The 14,268-nt window shown below is 37.6% G+C and carries 16 protein-coding genes; 6 read left to right on the top strand and 10 right to left on the bottom strand.

The window, feature by feature from the left end; translation table 11 throughout:
* The first annotated feature begins 13 nt into the window (after positions 1-13).
* Positions 14-202, top strand: coding sequence for a 50S ribosomal protein L32 (gene rpmF, locus H6731_09400; GenBank protein ID USN50462.1), 189 nt, complete (start codon positions 14-16; stop codon positions 200-202).
* 84 nt (positions 203-286) lie between these two features.
* Here the strand turns inward: rpmF and H6731_09395 are convergent, their stop codons facing one another.
* From H6731_09395 to H6731_09380, 4 genes are all read right to left on the bottom strand, one after another.
* Complete coding sequence (locus tag H6731_09395) at positions 287-1,351, bottom strand: hypothetical protein (protein USN50461.1); 1,065 nt, start codon at positions 1,349-1,351, stop codon at positions 287-289.
* 141 nt (positions 1,352-1,492) lie between these two features.
* The gene (locus tag H6731_09390) at positions 1,493-1,861 is read right to left on the bottom strand and encodes a hypothetical protein (protein ID USN50460.1); all 369 of its coding nucleotides are present in this window, start codon (positions 1,859-1,861) and stop codon (positions 1,493-1,495) included.
* A 102-nt stretch (positions 1,862-1,963) separates the two neighbouring features.
* Positions 1,964-3,436, bottom strand: a complete 1,473-nt coding sequence (locus H6731_09385) for a hypothetical protein (protein ID USN50459.1) — start codon at positions 3,434-3,436, stop codon at positions 1,964-1,966.
* Between the two features lie 77 nt (positions 3,437-3,513).
* Positions 3,514-4,584 carry a hypothetical protein gene (locus H6731_09380; GenBank protein ID USN50458.1) on the bottom strand — a complete coding sequence of 357 codons (1,071 nt, stop codon included), beginning with the start codon at positions 4,582-4,584 and terminating at the stop codon, positions 3,514-3,516.
* A 183-nt stretch (positions 4,585-4,767) separates the two neighbouring features.
* On the opposite strand from H6731_09380, the gene H6731_09375 reads away from it, so the two are divergent.
* Positions 4,768-5,628, top strand: a complete 861-nt coding sequence (locus tag H6731_09375; GenBank protein ID USN50457.1) for a hypothetical protein — start codon at positions 4,768-4,770, stop codon at positions 5,626-5,628.
* Between the two features lie 137 nt (positions 5,629-5,765).
* Here the strand turns inward: H6731_09375 and H6731_09370 are convergent, their stop codons facing one another.
* Both H6731_09370 and H6731_09365 read right to left on the bottom strand, forming a co-directional pair.
* Positions 5,766-6,260 carry a hypothetical protein gene (locus H6731_09370; protein ID USN50456.1) on the bottom strand — a complete coding sequence of 165 codons (495 nt, stop codon included), beginning with the start codon at positions 6,258-6,260 and terminating at the stop codon, positions 5,766-5,768.
* 164 nt (positions 6,261-6,424) lie between these two features.
* A complete protein-coding gene (locus H6731_09365; GenBank protein USN50455.1) occupies positions 6,425-7,303 on the bottom strand; it encodes a hypothetical protein in 879 nt (292 codons plus the stop codon).
* A gap of 262 nt (positions 7,304-7,565) precedes the next feature.
* Here H6731_09365 and H6731_09360 point away from each other — a divergent pair, with 262 nt between their 5' ends.
* The gene (locus tag H6731_09360) at positions 7,566-7,730 is read left to right on the top strand and encodes a hypothetical protein (GenBank protein ID USN50454.1); all 165 of its coding nucleotides are present in this window, start codon (positions 7,566-7,568) and stop codon (positions 7,728-7,730) included.
* 195 nt (positions 7,731-7,925) lie between these two features.
* On the opposite strand, the gene ruvC is transcribed toward H6731_09360, so the two are convergent.
* From ruvC to H6731_09340, 4 genes are all read right to left on the bottom strand, one after another.
* Positions 7,926-8,411, bottom strand: coding sequence for a crossover junction endodeoxyribonuclease RuvC (gene ruvC / locus H6731_09355; GenBank protein USN50453.1), 486 nt, complete (start codon positions 8,409-8,411; stop codon positions 7,926-7,928).
* A gap of 5 nt (positions 8,412-8,416) precedes the next feature.
* Positions 8,417-9,181, bottom strand: a complete 765-nt coding sequence (locus tag H6731_09350) for a YebC/PmpR family DNA-binding transcriptional regulator (GenBank protein ID USN50452.1) — start codon at positions 9,179-9,181, stop codon at positions 8,417-8,419.
* Positions 9,182-9,330: 149 nt separating this feature from the next.
* Entirely contained in the window at positions 9,331-10,125 is a 795-nt protein-coding gene (locus H6731_09345; protein USN50451.1) for a PhzF family phenazine biosynthesis protein, read from the bottom strand.
* Between the two features lie 221 nt (positions 10,126-10,346).
* Positions 10,347-11,573: a hypothetical protein gene (locus H6731_09340; GenBank protein USN50450.1), complete on the bottom strand. Its 1,227-nt coding sequence runs from the start codon at positions 11,571-11,573 to the stop codon at positions 10,347-10,349.
* Positions 11,574-11,682: 109 nt separating this feature from the next.
* Between H6731_09340 and H6731_09335 the strand changes: the two genes are divergently transcribed.
* From H6731_09335 to H6731_09325, 3 genes are all read left to right on the top strand, one after another.
* Positions 11,683-12,525: a substrate-binding domain-containing protein gene (locus H6731_09335; protein USN50449.1), complete on the top strand. Its 843-nt coding sequence runs from the start codon at positions 11,683-11,685 to the stop codon at positions 12,523-12,525.
* 203 nt (positions 12,526-12,728) lie between these two features.
* The gene (locus H6731_09330) at positions 12,729-13,412 is read left to right on the top strand and encodes a protocatechuate 3,4-dioxygenase (GenBank protein USN50448.1); all 684 of its coding nucleotides are present in this window, start codon (positions 12,729-12,731) and stop codon (positions 13,410-13,412) included.
* Between the two features lie 87 nt (positions 13,413-13,499).
* Complete coding sequence (locus H6731_09325) at positions 13,500-14,228, top strand: hypothetical protein (GenBank protein USN50447.1); 729 nt, start codon at positions 13,500-13,502, stop codon at positions 14,226-14,228.
* Positions 14,229-14,268: the final 40 nt, after the last annotated feature.

Here is a 14,268-nt window from a genome sequence, read left to right as displayed (position 1 = left end):
TGGAGTTAAAAGCATGCCAGTTCCTAAGCGACGTAAATCTGTTTCCCGCACAAGAATGCAACGCGCAGCCAATATGCGCCTGACCCCTGAAGCTATGCCTAGTGCATGCGCAAGCTGTGGAGAGCCAAAGGCTCCTCATCGTATTTGTCGAGCTTGCGGCAAGTACGCCAACCGTCAAGTTATTCCAGTGGTTGAATCATAATCATAGCAATCATAGAAATTGACTAATCCTTTAGTTTCGTTCTCGCTTTGCTGCGAGCCTTTGGAAATTAAAGGATTAGTCAATTTATAGGGCGCTATAGAAAATTTTTTGCAACTCTTTTAATAAGGCTTGTGTTTTTTTGCCTTTACTATTAGTGCCTGCAAAAAATTTATTTAATAGCCCTAGCTCTCCCCCTTTCTCGCTTTCACCACTGATGGTTCTTTGCAAGCACTTAATTAAATTAATTCGAGCTTGTGCTTCTTGCTCATCACTAAATTTCTGAAGAATTACATTTATAAAACGAAGAAATATGAGAGATAAAATGCGCTCCTCGGCAATAGCTCCATTACCTCTTAGAGCATGGGTACTTATTGAATGGAGCGAAAAAAATAGTCGCTGCAGGGTTTTTTGCTTTTCAATATTGCGGGAAAAAATCTTTTTTAAATCGAAAAGTAGTTGGTAAATTTTTTTTTCACATTTGCTAATATTTTTTTTCTTAATCTCGGAGAAAAATAAATAATTACTAAAATTAATTTCCCTGATTTCATTAATCAAATTTTTTGATGCATGTGCATTAAATAAAAAATCGACAATACCTGTGATCGCATCTGAATCCTCTCGTAAAAACGTGTTTTCTTTATGCTGTAATTCAACAGAAAATTCATAAAAATTAATCAATGCTTTTGTTAAATTCATTTCATCATAAATACGATGTTCTATATTCCAAAGAATTAAGCTTTTTTCTTCTAACAGAAATAAATTTTTGCTTTTAATTATTTTATTATTTTTCTTTTCACTTTCACTATCTGTCAACACAAAATTAACTGCATAACTTATGTCGCTTTTCACAAAAGGCGAGATTGCAACTTTCTCTTTAATTGTTTGATTGAGGATATCGACATTATCGTGAATAATTTTGGGATGAGTCAATAAAAGCACAAAAAATTCAAAATTATTAATTATTAAAGCATGATGAAGTGGAGGACATCCATAACCGTAATCTTGCTGATTTATGCTTTCTGTTGAGACCGAAATAATCAAATCCCAAAATTTGAAAAGTTCGTTTTTTTCTATGTAATCATGAAGAGCGTTCAGCAAGCTTGCTTGAATTAGAAGCGAAATTAAACAAAGCTTCAAAAGATTATTCATTTTGTGCTCGTAGAGTCATTACATCCTTATGAAGGATATCTCTGTAGCTCGAACAAGCAACCCAAAAAAATTATTTTCATAATAATTTGGCTGGCCTACTTTTTACCAAAAACGAAATATTTAAAAAAGATTAAACGATAACTAAAAATCGGTCATTTTTATACTACGAACAAGATTGATAGGAAATTTATTCACCGCACAAGCACAACCGCTCATAATTTTCTCAACTTTACCCTCTACTATTTGATAACGATGAAGCCAAGAATAGCGCTGCCCCAAATTTATATCGCAAAACATTGGCCCTATCATACACTTTCGAGGATGAGTAAATTGTTCATCCTTTAAACATGCACAACTTCCGTCATCACTAAATTGCAAGAAAGTATCTTTTGGGCAGTTAGTCATTTGCCCATAAGCCTCACACCATGAACTTTCTTTTGGCCAAAACTCAAGCACCGGTTCTGCAAAATTTGCACTTGCTAAGAAAAAAATAATCATGAAGACTTTCATTGTCGCTCCTCCAACAAAGCACGTTTTTTGCTTTATTTACTAAGTATCGAAGGAGCACATGTTTTGGATAGCAAAAATATATATTTTTTTACAACGCCATAGCTAATGAGAAGCATTGACCATTTTTTCGAGATTTATATAAACTTTTGGATCTTGATTATTACCAAGCAAATAATCTTTTTGTGCATCATAAATACTGTACCAACGAGATGCACTTTGATATCCCGCAGCACTCACTTTAATAAGTTTGAGATGCTCGTAGTTATTAAGACAAGGAAAATAATTATTTTTGCAACCAAATATTAGAGCGGTTTCTCCAAGAATATCAGTCGTTGATTGGGACAACAAAGTAGTCACATAAGGAGAAAAACTTCTTACATTAAAAATTGTTACTAAAGCGTTCTCTACAAGATCATTACTCTCACTATCTTTCACGATTATTTTTGCATTTTCCAAATCAGGTATATCGTTTTTCACCGAAATCATCGGATCAATTGCGCCAAGCCTCGAAGGTGAGTTAATAATTCTTGCTGTGACATGAGCAAATCGTACGATATCAATAAGCTCCTCATACAATGAGGGTCTTCCTACCAAGCTGTTATTCCAAATATTTGTAAGTAATGGATCAGAAAAATAATCCGTGTTGGTACTCCAATAGGGGTTGCTCGCAGAAAGAGAAATATCTACTTGAGGAGATATGCCTGTCGTATCACGAGCAGTAGCCAGGTTATAATATTCTCCGCTTCCTGCTCCAAAAACATGTTCAAATTCATGAGTAATATGATTAATTTGACGCCAATATTGATTAAGTAGCTGTTCTTGATATCTGCTTTGTTTGGGATTATGAATTTTATCCCATTTCAGATTCCACGCTATGTTTTGAAAAGCATTGCCGCCGTAAGTTCCATATTGAGGATTATCCGTAAGCCTTGCTTGAATATAAAAACGATCACCATAGGGCTGTTTATCGTAATAAGGAAAACCAATCGCCGATAAATCAGGATAAAGCAAAATAGCTTCTGTATCATGCATCACAAAATTTCTAAGAGTATTTTTGCCAAAAATAATATTTAAATCATCGATATACCCTGATAATCGCTCCTTTGCTTCTTCTAAAATCGCTTGTGATGGAGCACTGCAATCGAAGGGTTCATTCGTTTCTAAGGCAAGACTTTCCATTAGATCGCATTGCAGCCTAAATGTTATGGGATGAGGTGGAACATGCACTTTCTGAATTTCGCTACAAGTAGACCACCAATAATTTCCAACACAGAGTTTTAGTGATGAATCTTCGATCCTTACTTTATTCATAGGAACTTTTATGGAGATATTCTCTCCAAAACTACAAAAGAAGTCCTCTTCCAAAATAGTAGTACCGAGTGAATCAACGAGCCGTGCACATCTATAAAAATTATTGGTATATTCAATCCGAAGAAATCCCTCATTTTCCACTTGTAGTTCATGTAAAATTATTTCCCGGCTCGCATTTTGTTTTGCCTTTTCCTCGGTCTGACCTTCAATACAAAATAGTAAGAACCAAAATGTAAGAACAAAATACATTTTTTTCAACAACATAAATCTTCCCCCATTATTCCAAAAATTTACTACCTTATTCATCCATCATAAAAGCAATAAAACAGACACGCTAAAAACTAGTTTGCACTTGGATTAATTGTGCATAAATTTTGAGGTTGTATTGTATCTAAATAAGGAGAAGCTTCAAAACGCTCAAAACAGTAAAGGTGGAAATCGTTAAAGCATCCGTTAGCATCCTCATTAGTCCACCCTTTACCTGTCTGAGCATAATCACCATAGTAAGCTTCGTTGGCAAATGGTGCTGAGGGTGTTTGATTGGTCCAATTGGCACAAGCTCTAGTCCTGCCATACTCGATATACGACATGCCATCGGTGTGAGTTCCTGTCCAAACTCGACGTAAACCCAAATTTACATTACTCGCTAACAGTGCTCCAAACTCATTTACCTGAATAGGATTTTCAATATTGCCATCAATAAGATCTGCATGATCATTCGCTATGATAACTCCATCCATGCGATAATATGATGTACCTAAGTCATCTACTCTGCCCGTAGATATTGCCTGGGGAATGTCAACTAAATCTGCAGGTGTGGTATTGGGATTTTTAGAAGGATCTGGCTCTCCAGACAACCAAGCAACGAAGCGATTACACCCCTGCAAAAGCCCAGCCTGATAAGCCATGTAATCGCAATAGCAATCTGCAAACTCAAAACTTCTAAAGGTTCCTGACTCTGTAACACCGATACTGCATTTTCCGTCAGTAGCCAAAGGTATTGAACGAGGAAAATCTGCGGTGATCATTCCACTGGTGGTAAAAGCTCGTACAGCACATTTTCCTGAGCTTGAACTTGTAACAGTATTGGGATCCTTAAAACAATTGCCATCATTAACTATATGACAGTTAACCGGCCTATCGTCATCATCTGGGTTACCTGTATCGCGATTACTTGACGCACCTTGACTATTAGAATCAGGCCCTGAACAATTATCCACATATAGTGCTTTTTTAATAACTTCTTCAGCTAGACGATCTTCAACATTTTTTTGTGAATCTTTAAGTTTGTCGTCTTTGCTGTCAAAATGGCTCACGTTCTGGACTTCATTTTTTGAGTCAGAGCTGCGTCTCTTACAAGATAGGCTCACAATAAATAATAAAAATACTAACAAGAACAATAAATTTTTCATTATTTCCTCAAATAAAATCTCAAAAACATCCACACCAGAAATAAATAATAAACCAACCATAATTAAAATACATTTTACATGCACAACCACAAAAACAAAAAGATAAATATTTATCAAACATAAAAATAATACTTAAAATACTTTTAAACTATACTTAAGCAGTATTCTATTATTGAGGTTAACATGTTTCATTCAAAAATATTTTTAACTTTTTTATTGATGTTATGTAGTTCGCTAAGCTTTGCGCTTACTCCGAATAAAAAATTAATTTTTGTGGGCACTGAACTCAGTCAGGTTTGGATTGGCAGCACAAATAAAAGTAAACCCCGGGTGCTCTATCATGATTTTTCAATAGACCCCAACTACTACATAGGTATCGGCTATGATTCTCAACGAAAAAAAATCTATTGGCCCGACAATTATAACCAAGTACTGCTTGAGGGCTCGCTCGATGGCTGCATTGAAAAACATGCTTTATACTCAGATTTAGCCTTCAGCCATGTTCCATTTATTGACACGAGCAATAGCCGAATTTTTCTGTCAGCTGTCAATGATGGTATCTATGTAATGCCAAATAATGGCATGGGGCCACAGAATTTAATATTTAATGGTCAAAAACCCGTTACCGTGGTCTACGATGAAAGCTCAGATAATATTTATTTTGGCGGGCCTGACCAAGGAAAGGTTTTTAGAGGAAAAGCGGATGGAACAATGCTCACGGAATTATATGACGCACCAGAAATACGCGATGTTGAAATTTATCCTGAGCTTGGACTTATATTTTGGGTTGATCTTGATCAGATATGGCGTGCTCCGCTATCGGGAGCTGGGCCAAAAGTAGTACATGCAACTCATTTGGGAGGAAAACTGCGTTCAATAGAAATTGATAAAACAACTCAGAAGCTCTATCTCGCAGAATTTAATATTCCTGGCACACCAGGACCAGATGTAATATGGAGCGTTAATGCACTTAGTTCAGGACCTGCTGAAATAATTTATTCAGGAGATTTTGGCAGCATTAGAGGACTGGAGCTGGTTGATTAAACTTCTTGTTTAAAAAGCCGAGCGGGATTTTACATACCAATTAAATACCCGCTCATAATTCAAAGAACTCAAAAAATTAACTTAAAAAATACCTTAGACCACTTATCCATAATGAGAGTCACCCATAGAGCTAAGCCCTAATCATCTGAGTCTGCACTCTTCAATCTTTCATAATTTTTTTGTTGCTGTGCCGAATTAATTTCTGGGTGATGAATCAGCCCACCCTCATGGGCAGTGAAACCAAGAAAGGTAGTGGTGATAACAGCTATTAAGAAAACCAAAGGATAGCCTAATTTAATCCCCCAATCATAACGGCGCTCTAAAATCAAAACACAAGCCGCGAACAGCGCTGTTATTACTGATAGAACTGTACTAATCTCTGCAAGTTCCTCGTGCCTATCCACCACCTGCTCATCCATTTTTATAAATTTTTCTACCACCTCTTCTGCAGAGTCTCCCGACCAATAGGGCACAAGTGCGCTTAAACCAATCACTACACTCAGCCCCAAAATAAATCGCTTGATTGCTCCACTATGAGTAAAAATAGTAAGCAGCAAACAAAGCGTCAGTATTAAAAAACCAACCACCGGTATATGGTTAACCATTAGGTGAATTTGTGCACCATTAAACAACGCTATCTCCCCTTTATATCGCTTGATAAATCAATACGTATCAAGCAAAAAACCACACCAATACCATACAATATTTTATCTCCACTTAAGTATTAATAATAAAAACTAAAACAAAGAGTGTTCTCAATCACCCCTCAATCAAAAAACTCAGTCATTAAAATTTTTTAATTCCAAATATCAGAGATAATTTTAGCCCATTGATCGGATCTTCCCAAAGTAGGTAGTCCAAGGATCTCTTCTATGGTTCTCAGCATGCTGTAGTGGTTATAATAACGGTTCGATGTTGAAGCAGGTTTAACCCCCGCGCCCAACAATACCGTATAGATTTTATTGAAGTGAAAATAATCGTCCTCGTCAAAAGTAATAACAAAAAGTGTATCAGATAAAATTTTTTCATCACTCAGGACATCTCCAAGAGTTTCCTCCAACCAATTGCTCGCATGAGCCAGATCTGTATCGTGCCCGTCATTATCCAGATTTGGGACATACATGGCATAGGTAGGCAGTTGTCCATTTGCTATGTCAGATTTAAATTGTTCGCTCGAAACTATGTTATCACAGCGTTCTTTATGAGTCTGAACATTTTTATAACTCAAGAACGGGACATGCTTTCGTACATATAAATCTTTGCGTGCTTGCAAAAAACAATCACCAGGATAGTCCTCGGCGTAAACTTTCCAGGTTTTACCTGCTTCTTCCAATAGATTTCCTATATGCCGCGTTCTGATAGTGACATTAAAATCGGTATAAATTCTAAAATCACTTCCAGCTGTCATGGCAATGTAGTTAGGCTGTGATGGATGAGTTACACCATAGAATTGGGATAAGTAGGCTCCTCTTTGAGTAAGCTCACTAAAATAAGGCTGTTCGATAGCTTTTTTAGGATTGCCATTTTCAAAAATTATATAAACAACATGCTTTATATTTTCCCAGCCCATGGGCTTTAGATTTGCATTCCACATCTGCTGGGCCCCGATCCAGGTACAGCCCAATAAAAAAATGATTGATATTACAATAAAATAAATTCGATTTTTCACTCGCATAGTTAAACCCAAATAAACTCATCACCTCTAAAATATTAGAACATAAAATATGCGACGAAAAATAACTTACAAAAATTATATTTTTCAACTAATTGCTCTATCGCGCTATTGCCGTAATTTTTTGCTTAGTAAGTCAAGCTAGAAACTATTTTGATTTGGTAGTAAAAATTATTTTATTTCAGCTAACACAAAGTGGCACCATATCCAACTTTTGTCGCTCTGCTCGATTTTTTTCCTTCAGAGTTAGGGGCTCTAGCAAGAAATGGCTATAGGTAAAGTGATTGGAGAGCCTTCATCAGTGGTAAAAGAAGTTGTAGATATTTCGGGATCCTGTTTTGAAAATAATTTTTCGCTAACCAAAGAAAGCATTTTTGTCCAAGATTACTTGTCATCCCCGCGCAGGTGGGGATCTAACAAAAACGGTTAAGCCTGTAGTTGATTTGGATCTCCGCCTGCGCTCAAAACCTGGGTGGTCAAGCGAACCTTGGCTTAGTTAGAGAAATCAAAAGGAACAGTAAGAGACTAAAAGCAAGCGCTTGCTTTTAATAATTTTTTACCTTCATTTGGCATTTGTAAGTATTTTGCTAAAACTTCTTAAAAATGCCAAAGCATTACAACAGTTTTAAAAACTAATATTTGACTGATAACTGCATGCTAAAGCCAAAGCAAGAGCATCGGAGGCATCTTCACTGCAGGGAACGGCAATGCCAAGATTAAGTGCAACAATTTGAGCAACCTGAAATTTTTGTGCCCTTCCTCGGCCAGCTACCAAAGATTTTACTTGAGTGGGGCTCAGCTCTTGTACAGGAATAGCATTTAAACCCAAAACAGCCAGAGCAACTCCTCGCGCCTGCCCTAAAACCAAAGCAGAACGCGCATTTTTACAAAAAAATACGCCCTCCACCACCGCATAGTGAGGCTGGTATTTTTCTATCAATGTTTTGAGATCACAAGCCAAATCAGATAAACGTTCGCTTAGATTTTTTTTGGCATCAAGCACAATAGTACCGTGCGTCACATGCTCTACTTTGCTATTTGAAGAGTGCGACACTATGCCAAAACCAGTTCTCAAAGATCCTGGATCAATGCCCAGTAGAATTTTTTCCATCAGTGCTACGAGCCCATAAGCTCTTCTAATTCTTTTTCGTCGATATCCATGTTGGTATAAACATTTTGCACATCGTCAAGATCTTCAAGACCATCTACCATCGACAATAATTTTTTTGCGTTTTCCCCTGACACATGCACAACATTATCAGGAATCATGGTGAGCTCACTGGCATCAGGAATTATCTGAGCTTTTTCAAAAGCATCTTTGAGGACCAAATATTTTTCTGGCTCACAGATAAGCGTAAAACTATCATCATCTTCGCTGATTTCTTCAACCCCATACTCAAGTCCAATTTCCAAGAGTTGATCCTCGCTTAACTCTTGGCCAGCAGCGGTGGTTTTATTAAATAAAAGTTGTCCTTTTTTATGAAAGCTAAACAACACCGATCCTGTTGCTCCAAGATTTCCACCTTTTTTCTGAATAACTGTTCGCACATCGCTCAAAGTTCTATTTCGGTTATCCGTCATGCATTCAACAACTAAGGCGACCCCTGCTGGTCCGTAACCTTCATAAACCAGCTCTTCCAGATTGCCGCCCTCACCGCCAACGCCTTTAGAAATTGCCCGCATAATATTGTCTTTAGGCATATTAGCGTAGCGCGCATCATCCATAGCCTTTCTTAAACGCGGGTTTGAACTGGGATCTTCGCCACCCAATCGTGATGCCACAGTTATTTCACGAATAATTTTCGTCCAAACCTTAGAACGCTTAGCATCTGCAGCACCTTTTTTATGTTTAATTTTTGACCATTTATTATGACCTGCCATTGCTTAAACCTCATCAATATTTTCTGCCTTGCCTTTAGCAAAAAGCACTTTCATTCTTTAAATAACAACAATCTTCGGCTTCATCCAGCCCCTTTAGCTCATACTTTGGGGTGCACTGATAGTACATCAAAACTATTGAAATTTTGTTTTTAAGAGAGCATTTCAATCCGAAAAATAGTTAACGCAGCACCACTAAGAATAACTCTGTCTCCTTTAAGCTCACAGCCTACAACCCCCCCTCTCTTTGATGCTTGAAAAGCAACTAAATTATTTGAAGCTAATTTTTTACTCCAATAAGGAGCGAGAGCGCAGTGAGTAGAACCAGTAACAGGATCCTCATCAACTCCAACCCCACAAGCAAAAAAACGAGATACAAAGTCATAATCTTTATTAAAAGATTGAGCAGTTACAATTAAGCCTCTAATCGCTAGTTTTTTTAGCACATCGAATTTAGGCTTAAAATTTCTTACTAAGGCTTCTGATTCGAATTCAAGCAAAAAATCATTTTGATGATTATTTCCACAAAAAACTATTTTCTCATCAAAAGCTTCTGTAAGAAGTAGAGGAGGAAGACATTGTGTCGGTGGTTGTGATGGAAAGTCCAAATATATTTTTTCACCTCTCTTGCTGGCACTTAGCAAACCACTCTTGGTGATAAATTTAGCCGTTTCATTTTCTGACAAGTATTTTTGCTCCCATAAAATGTGTGCTGCGGCCAATGTGGCATGACCACATAGGTTAACCTCAACACTTGGGGTAAACCATCGCAGACCGTATTTATTGCCTTGTGGCCATAAAAAAGCCGTTTCCGATAGATTCATTTCCATCGCTATATCCTGCATCCACTTTTCATTGGCAGGTTCATTTAAAACGCATACTCCTGCAGGATTTCCCTTAAACGGTACTGAACTAAAAGAATCCACTTGAAAAACTATAATGCTCATACATTGCTCCTTGGCGTTGAGTTATCAAAATAAAAAAATAATTCATCAAGAAGGAGAGCTCTGCGATTAATTTTTTAGTTAAATCAAAAATCACTCAAAATTGGTATCAAAGAAATCCCTTGAATAAAAAAAGCCTGGCTTCGCTCTAAAAAGATTAATTTGTAATCAATCTTAGACAATGCCTGGCTTAACAGCTAAAAAAAACTTTTATCCCAAGCTCTTTAGGGTAAAAGATTCTTGATTTTTTTAACGCTTGACGCTTCATTTCTTTGTTGGGCCAAAGCCAAAAGCCGACGAAGCTTTGGTTCATAAAAATGGCCAAACATCTTTTTAGGATTAAAACTGTCCAAGCTCGCAATAAGTTTGAGTCCATCTTCTTCTTCATCAGTGGTCATTACTTCGATACGCCCCACCATACTTCGCACCACACTGCTCGGTGTGGGAGTGATACAAAGAGGAATTATTTCATCGCTTTGTGAACGTGGCAGCACATATAAAACCCGAATACCAGGAGTAGCAAAGTAGCTGCGCTCCCATGTATTAACCAAAGCCCTTGCTTCATCAGAAAATAAACCATCTTTAATCAACGCGGCCTCAATCATGCTTTTTGCTTGCTGAACATAAGCTGCGAATAAAAGACGTGTTGAGCTATCCGCTATGCTCACTATTTTTTCTTCATCCCCAATTGCTCCTATGGCTTTAATGACTCCACTTTGTCCATCAAAGTTTAAGATGAACGCACTTTTGATCAACGATTGAGTATTATTTTTAATATAAAGAGCTCCGCGTCTGTTTTTCACCACAATCTTGGCATCAAAATCGCCAACCCCTCGGTAGAAAATAAATTTTTCTTTCTCACCTTCTGATTCAATTGTATTTGATTTTACCTTTCGGCTTGGGTTCCAAATACTATTGGCGCTAGTTCGTGCTAGATCTTCCACTAAATTTTTCGCAAGCAATTTTACATTAAAAGAAAATCTAGATGGCCCAAGAGTAGTTGCCGAATCGTAGCTGGGTGAATAAGTATGCGCTTTGGGATAATACTGACTGATAATTCCTTGAGGAAAATCAATATCCACTTTGACGTGTTGCCCCTCCTTGCCATAGAAATAGATGACCGGAGTTTCCATTTTTTGAGTAACTCCTACGCCAATGGGATTTTTTGGCATAACATCTGAAGCTGACAGACTGTGGCTAATGCTTTCTAAAAACTCACATGGCACCTTGCCACAGTATCTTAAACTCGTTTGCAGCAATGGGCCTGCTTGTGGATTGTGAAAGCCATAGACAAAAGTTGGCAATTTTTCTTCCTCGTGATGCATACCGCTTAGACGGACTCCATCAGAACCCATAAATGATGTGAATGTCCCCCACTCGTGCACAATTAAGCTTTCAGCATTTCTTGCAAAAGATGCAAAAATTATAATGCTTAATAAAATTTCCTTCATAGTACCCCCTTATTCTTTATATGATTATGAACTCATGACGATTAAGATGGCCACAGCAAATATTGCCAGAGAAGTTTGCAATACTTGCAATGCTTTTTTTGAGGAATTTATGAGATTTTTACTGACGTCACAGGAATGTGAACTGTTGTTGAGATTCGAAGAAAATTCGAGCCTGGTAGAGTTAGCAAAAGCTCTACACAAAGATGTATCGGTGGTTTCAAGAAATCTTAAGGCTATATCACATAAGTTTGATGTTTTGAAAAAACATCAGGGGCGCTGGATACTCACTGAAAAAGGAAAATCTATCAACGCCTGGAGTAAAGAAGCAATCTTTTCTCAACAGCTCAGCCTTGGCCAACAAAAAAATATCCGCATTGCTACAACCAGAGAATTTGCTAGCCGCATACTTTTACCTAAGATTAAAATGCTGATCGGTGAGCAAGATATTTCAGTATCCATTGTCACATCCGATAGCGGTATCGAAAATTATATTCTAAGCGGCAAAGCAGATTTTGGTTTTGATTGCGGTCGCCCACAAAGCCCAGGCGTAGCTTTCAAGCGACTTGTGCGTGAAAGATTCGCTATAGTGGCATCGCCAAATTTTACTAAAAAATATTCAATCAAACATTTTGATGATCTGGACGATAAAAATCATCTTAAATTCATGCGTGCAGAAGGAGCCGTATTGGATCTAGATGTGAATACAACTCAATATTTCGGCACTTTTGGCGATATTTCCAACCTTCGCCAAGCATGCGTTCTGGGATATGGCTGGGCCGTAATGCCTTATTATATGGTAAAAAAAGAGATCGAGGAAGGAGCACTTATAGAAATTACAGGCACCCACTTTCCCGATCAAAAATTTGGTGTCTGGTGGCAAAGAGATCGCGCAAGCATTATTCCGTGGATACATCGGGCAAGCGAGTGGCTATCAAAGCAGAACTTGTGTTAATACTGGCAGCAGTTTTTACCTTTAACAATAAAACAGTAGTTCGACTTGTTCACAAAAATAGCTCCTGGCAAACAACATATAAAAATTCCCTATGGCTATGAGTGTCGCAAAGAAATAGTTAAATGGAACTTTTTCATGCTAATTTTTTCTTCTCATCAACATAATAATTTTTGTTATTACATCTAAGTTTTTTGGGGGATAAAATGAAAAAGACAGATCAAGTGGCCCGAAGAGAAATTTTAAAGTGGGGAGGCATTGGACTTGCAAGCATATCTTCTGCGGGATTATGGGCCAAAGGATTAGCAACTATGTGCGCATCTACGCCAAAGCAACCCGAGGGACCTTTTTATCCAGTTTCTCAACAACAAGATACCGATACCGATTTAACCAAAGTTTTAGGAAGAAATAAGCTCGCTGATGGACAAATAATTTTTTTGCAGGGAAAAATTATGGATCAATACTGCCAAAGTGTAGAAAATGCTGTGGTAGAAATCTGGCAAGCCTGCGCCAGTGGACGCTACAACCATCCAGGCGATATCGATAATAAAAATAAGTTGGATGAAAATTTTCAGTATTGGGGCATAGCTGTAAGTGATAATCGCGGAGATTACAATTTTAAAACCATTATCCCTGGAGCTTATGTAGCTGGTCCTGGCTGGATGCGGCCTCCTCATATTCATTTTAAAATTTATAAAAGAGGCTATCAGGATTTAATCACACAAATGTACTTTGAAGGCAATCAGTATAATGAAAATGATCGCATACTGCGAGCTTTACCAAAAAGTGAATGGCCAGCAGTGGTAAGACCATTAACAGCAAAAAATTCACAAAATGGCAGAGAGTGTTTTGATGTAAACTTTGATATTTCGATACAAAAAATCACATAAAACTAAAACTCCCGGAAAAAACCAGGTAAATTTATCAGGCCAACAAAAGCTACTTCTCCAAGAAACTAATATTTCTTGGAGAAATAAATGAAAAAAATAATACTATCGCTCTTGTTTTTGATAGTTCCCTTTAAAATTATAGCTGGTCCTGCCGGTGATGATTTCAAGCACATCGAGCCGTATTTTTATGTGGCCATTGCCGAAGCATCATATGAGGGCACCAAAAATGGTGCCCAAGAACGACTAAACCAGCTTTTGGGATCAAACCAAGCCAAGGTTTTAGATTTCAAAGACCACAGTTCTGTATTGTATGGCTCAAACCATTTTATTTTAGTTGAAGATCGCCTTGGCGGTAAACACATTGCGATAGAAGGTTCCAACTCGGCGAGAAATTGGTTGGGCAATTTGGTGGGGTTTCCTGGGAGGGGACTCGTGGCTGAGTATGATGTTCCTCCTAGAATTAGAAAATCCATGCAAAAAATTGTTGAAGGATGGAAGAAAAAACATCAGCACATAATCTCGATCGTGGGCCACTCTCAGGGAGGTATGTATGCTTCTCAACTAAAAGCAAGCAAGAAGGATAAATATAAACACACGGTAGCAATGACTTTTAATGGTTATAAAATTAAAAAAGATAAGAACAGCGATCAGTACCACTTTCTTATTAAAACCGAACACGCCGCCAGCCTGTTAACCTCGTCCGGACGATACATAAAATTAAATAAAGGTTCTGGGCATTTAAAAATTATTTCAAACCACGGAATGGAATATTTTTTAAGCAGAATAAAAGATAAAAATTGGTCTAATATCCTCTAATTCTTCACCACTAATTTATGGTCGGTAGCATTTATTGTTG

It is taken from the genome of Myxococcales bacterium, assembly GCA_023898405.1.
GTDB lineage: Bacteria > Myxococcota > UBA727 > UBA727 > JABDBI01.
The sequence above is the reverse complement of the archived record's forward strand: the minus strand, read 5'-3'. Positions and strand labels throughout refer to the sequence as shown.

Bases quoted from the DNA above. Each gene is read 5' to 3' on its own strand.
- H6731_09335 (USN50449.1), top strand. From the start codon at position 11,683: ATGAGATTTTTACTGACGTCACAGGAATGTGAACTGTTGTTGAGATTC.
- H6731_09345 (USN50451.1), bottom strand. From the start codon at position 10,125: ATGAGCATTATAGTTTTTCAAGTGGATTCTTTTAGTTCAGTACCGTTT.
- ruvC (USN50453.1), bottom strand. From the start codon at position 8,411: ATGGAAAAAATTCTACTGGGCATTGATCCAGGATCTTTGAGAACTGGT.
- H6731_09375 (USN50457.1), top strand. From the start codon at position 4,768: ATGTTTCATTCAAAAATATTTTTAACTTTTTTATTGATGTTATGTAGT.
- H6731_09380 (USN50458.1), bottom strand. From the start codon at position 4,584: ATGAAAAATTTATTGTTCTTGTTAGTATTTTTATTATTTATTGTGAGC.
- H6731_09330 (USN50448.1), top strand. From the start codon at position 12,729: ATGAAAAAGACAGATCAAGTGGCCCGAAGAGAAATTTTAAAGTGGGGA.
- H6731_09340 (USN50450.1), bottom strand. From the start codon at position 11,573: ATGAAGGAAATTTTATTAAGCATTATAATTTTTGCATCTTTTGCAAGA.
- H6731_09390 (USN50460.1), bottom strand. From the start codon at position 1,861: ATGAAAGTCTTCATGATTATTTTTTTCTTAGCAAGTGCAAATTTTGCA.
- H6731_09395 (USN50461.1), bottom strand. From the start codon at position 1,351: ATGAATAATCTTTTGAAGCTTTGTTTAATTTCGCTTCTAATTCAAGCA.
- H6731_09385 (USN50459.1), bottom strand. From the start codon at position 3,436: ATGTTGTTGAAAAAAATGTATTTTGTTCTTACATTTTGGTTCTTACTA.
- rpmF (USN50462.1), top strand. From the start codon at position 14: ATGCCAGTTCCTAAGCGACGTAAATCTGTTTCCCGCACAAGAATGCAA.
- H6731_09350 (USN50452.1), bottom strand. From the start codon at position 9,181: ATGGCAGGTCATAATAAATGGTCAAAAATTAAACATAAAAAAGGTGCT.
- H6731_09365 (USN50455.1), bottom strand. From the start codon at position 7,303: ATGCGAGTGAAAAATCGAATTTATTTTATTGTAATATCAATCATTTTT.
- H6731_09325 (USN50447.1), top strand. From the start codon at position 13,500: ATGAAAAAAATAATACTATCGCTCTTGTTTTTGATAGTTCCCTTTAAA.
- H6731_09360 (USN50454.1), top strand. From the start codon at position 7,566: ATGGCTATAGGTAAAGTGATTGGAGAGCCTTCATCAGTGGTAAAAGAA.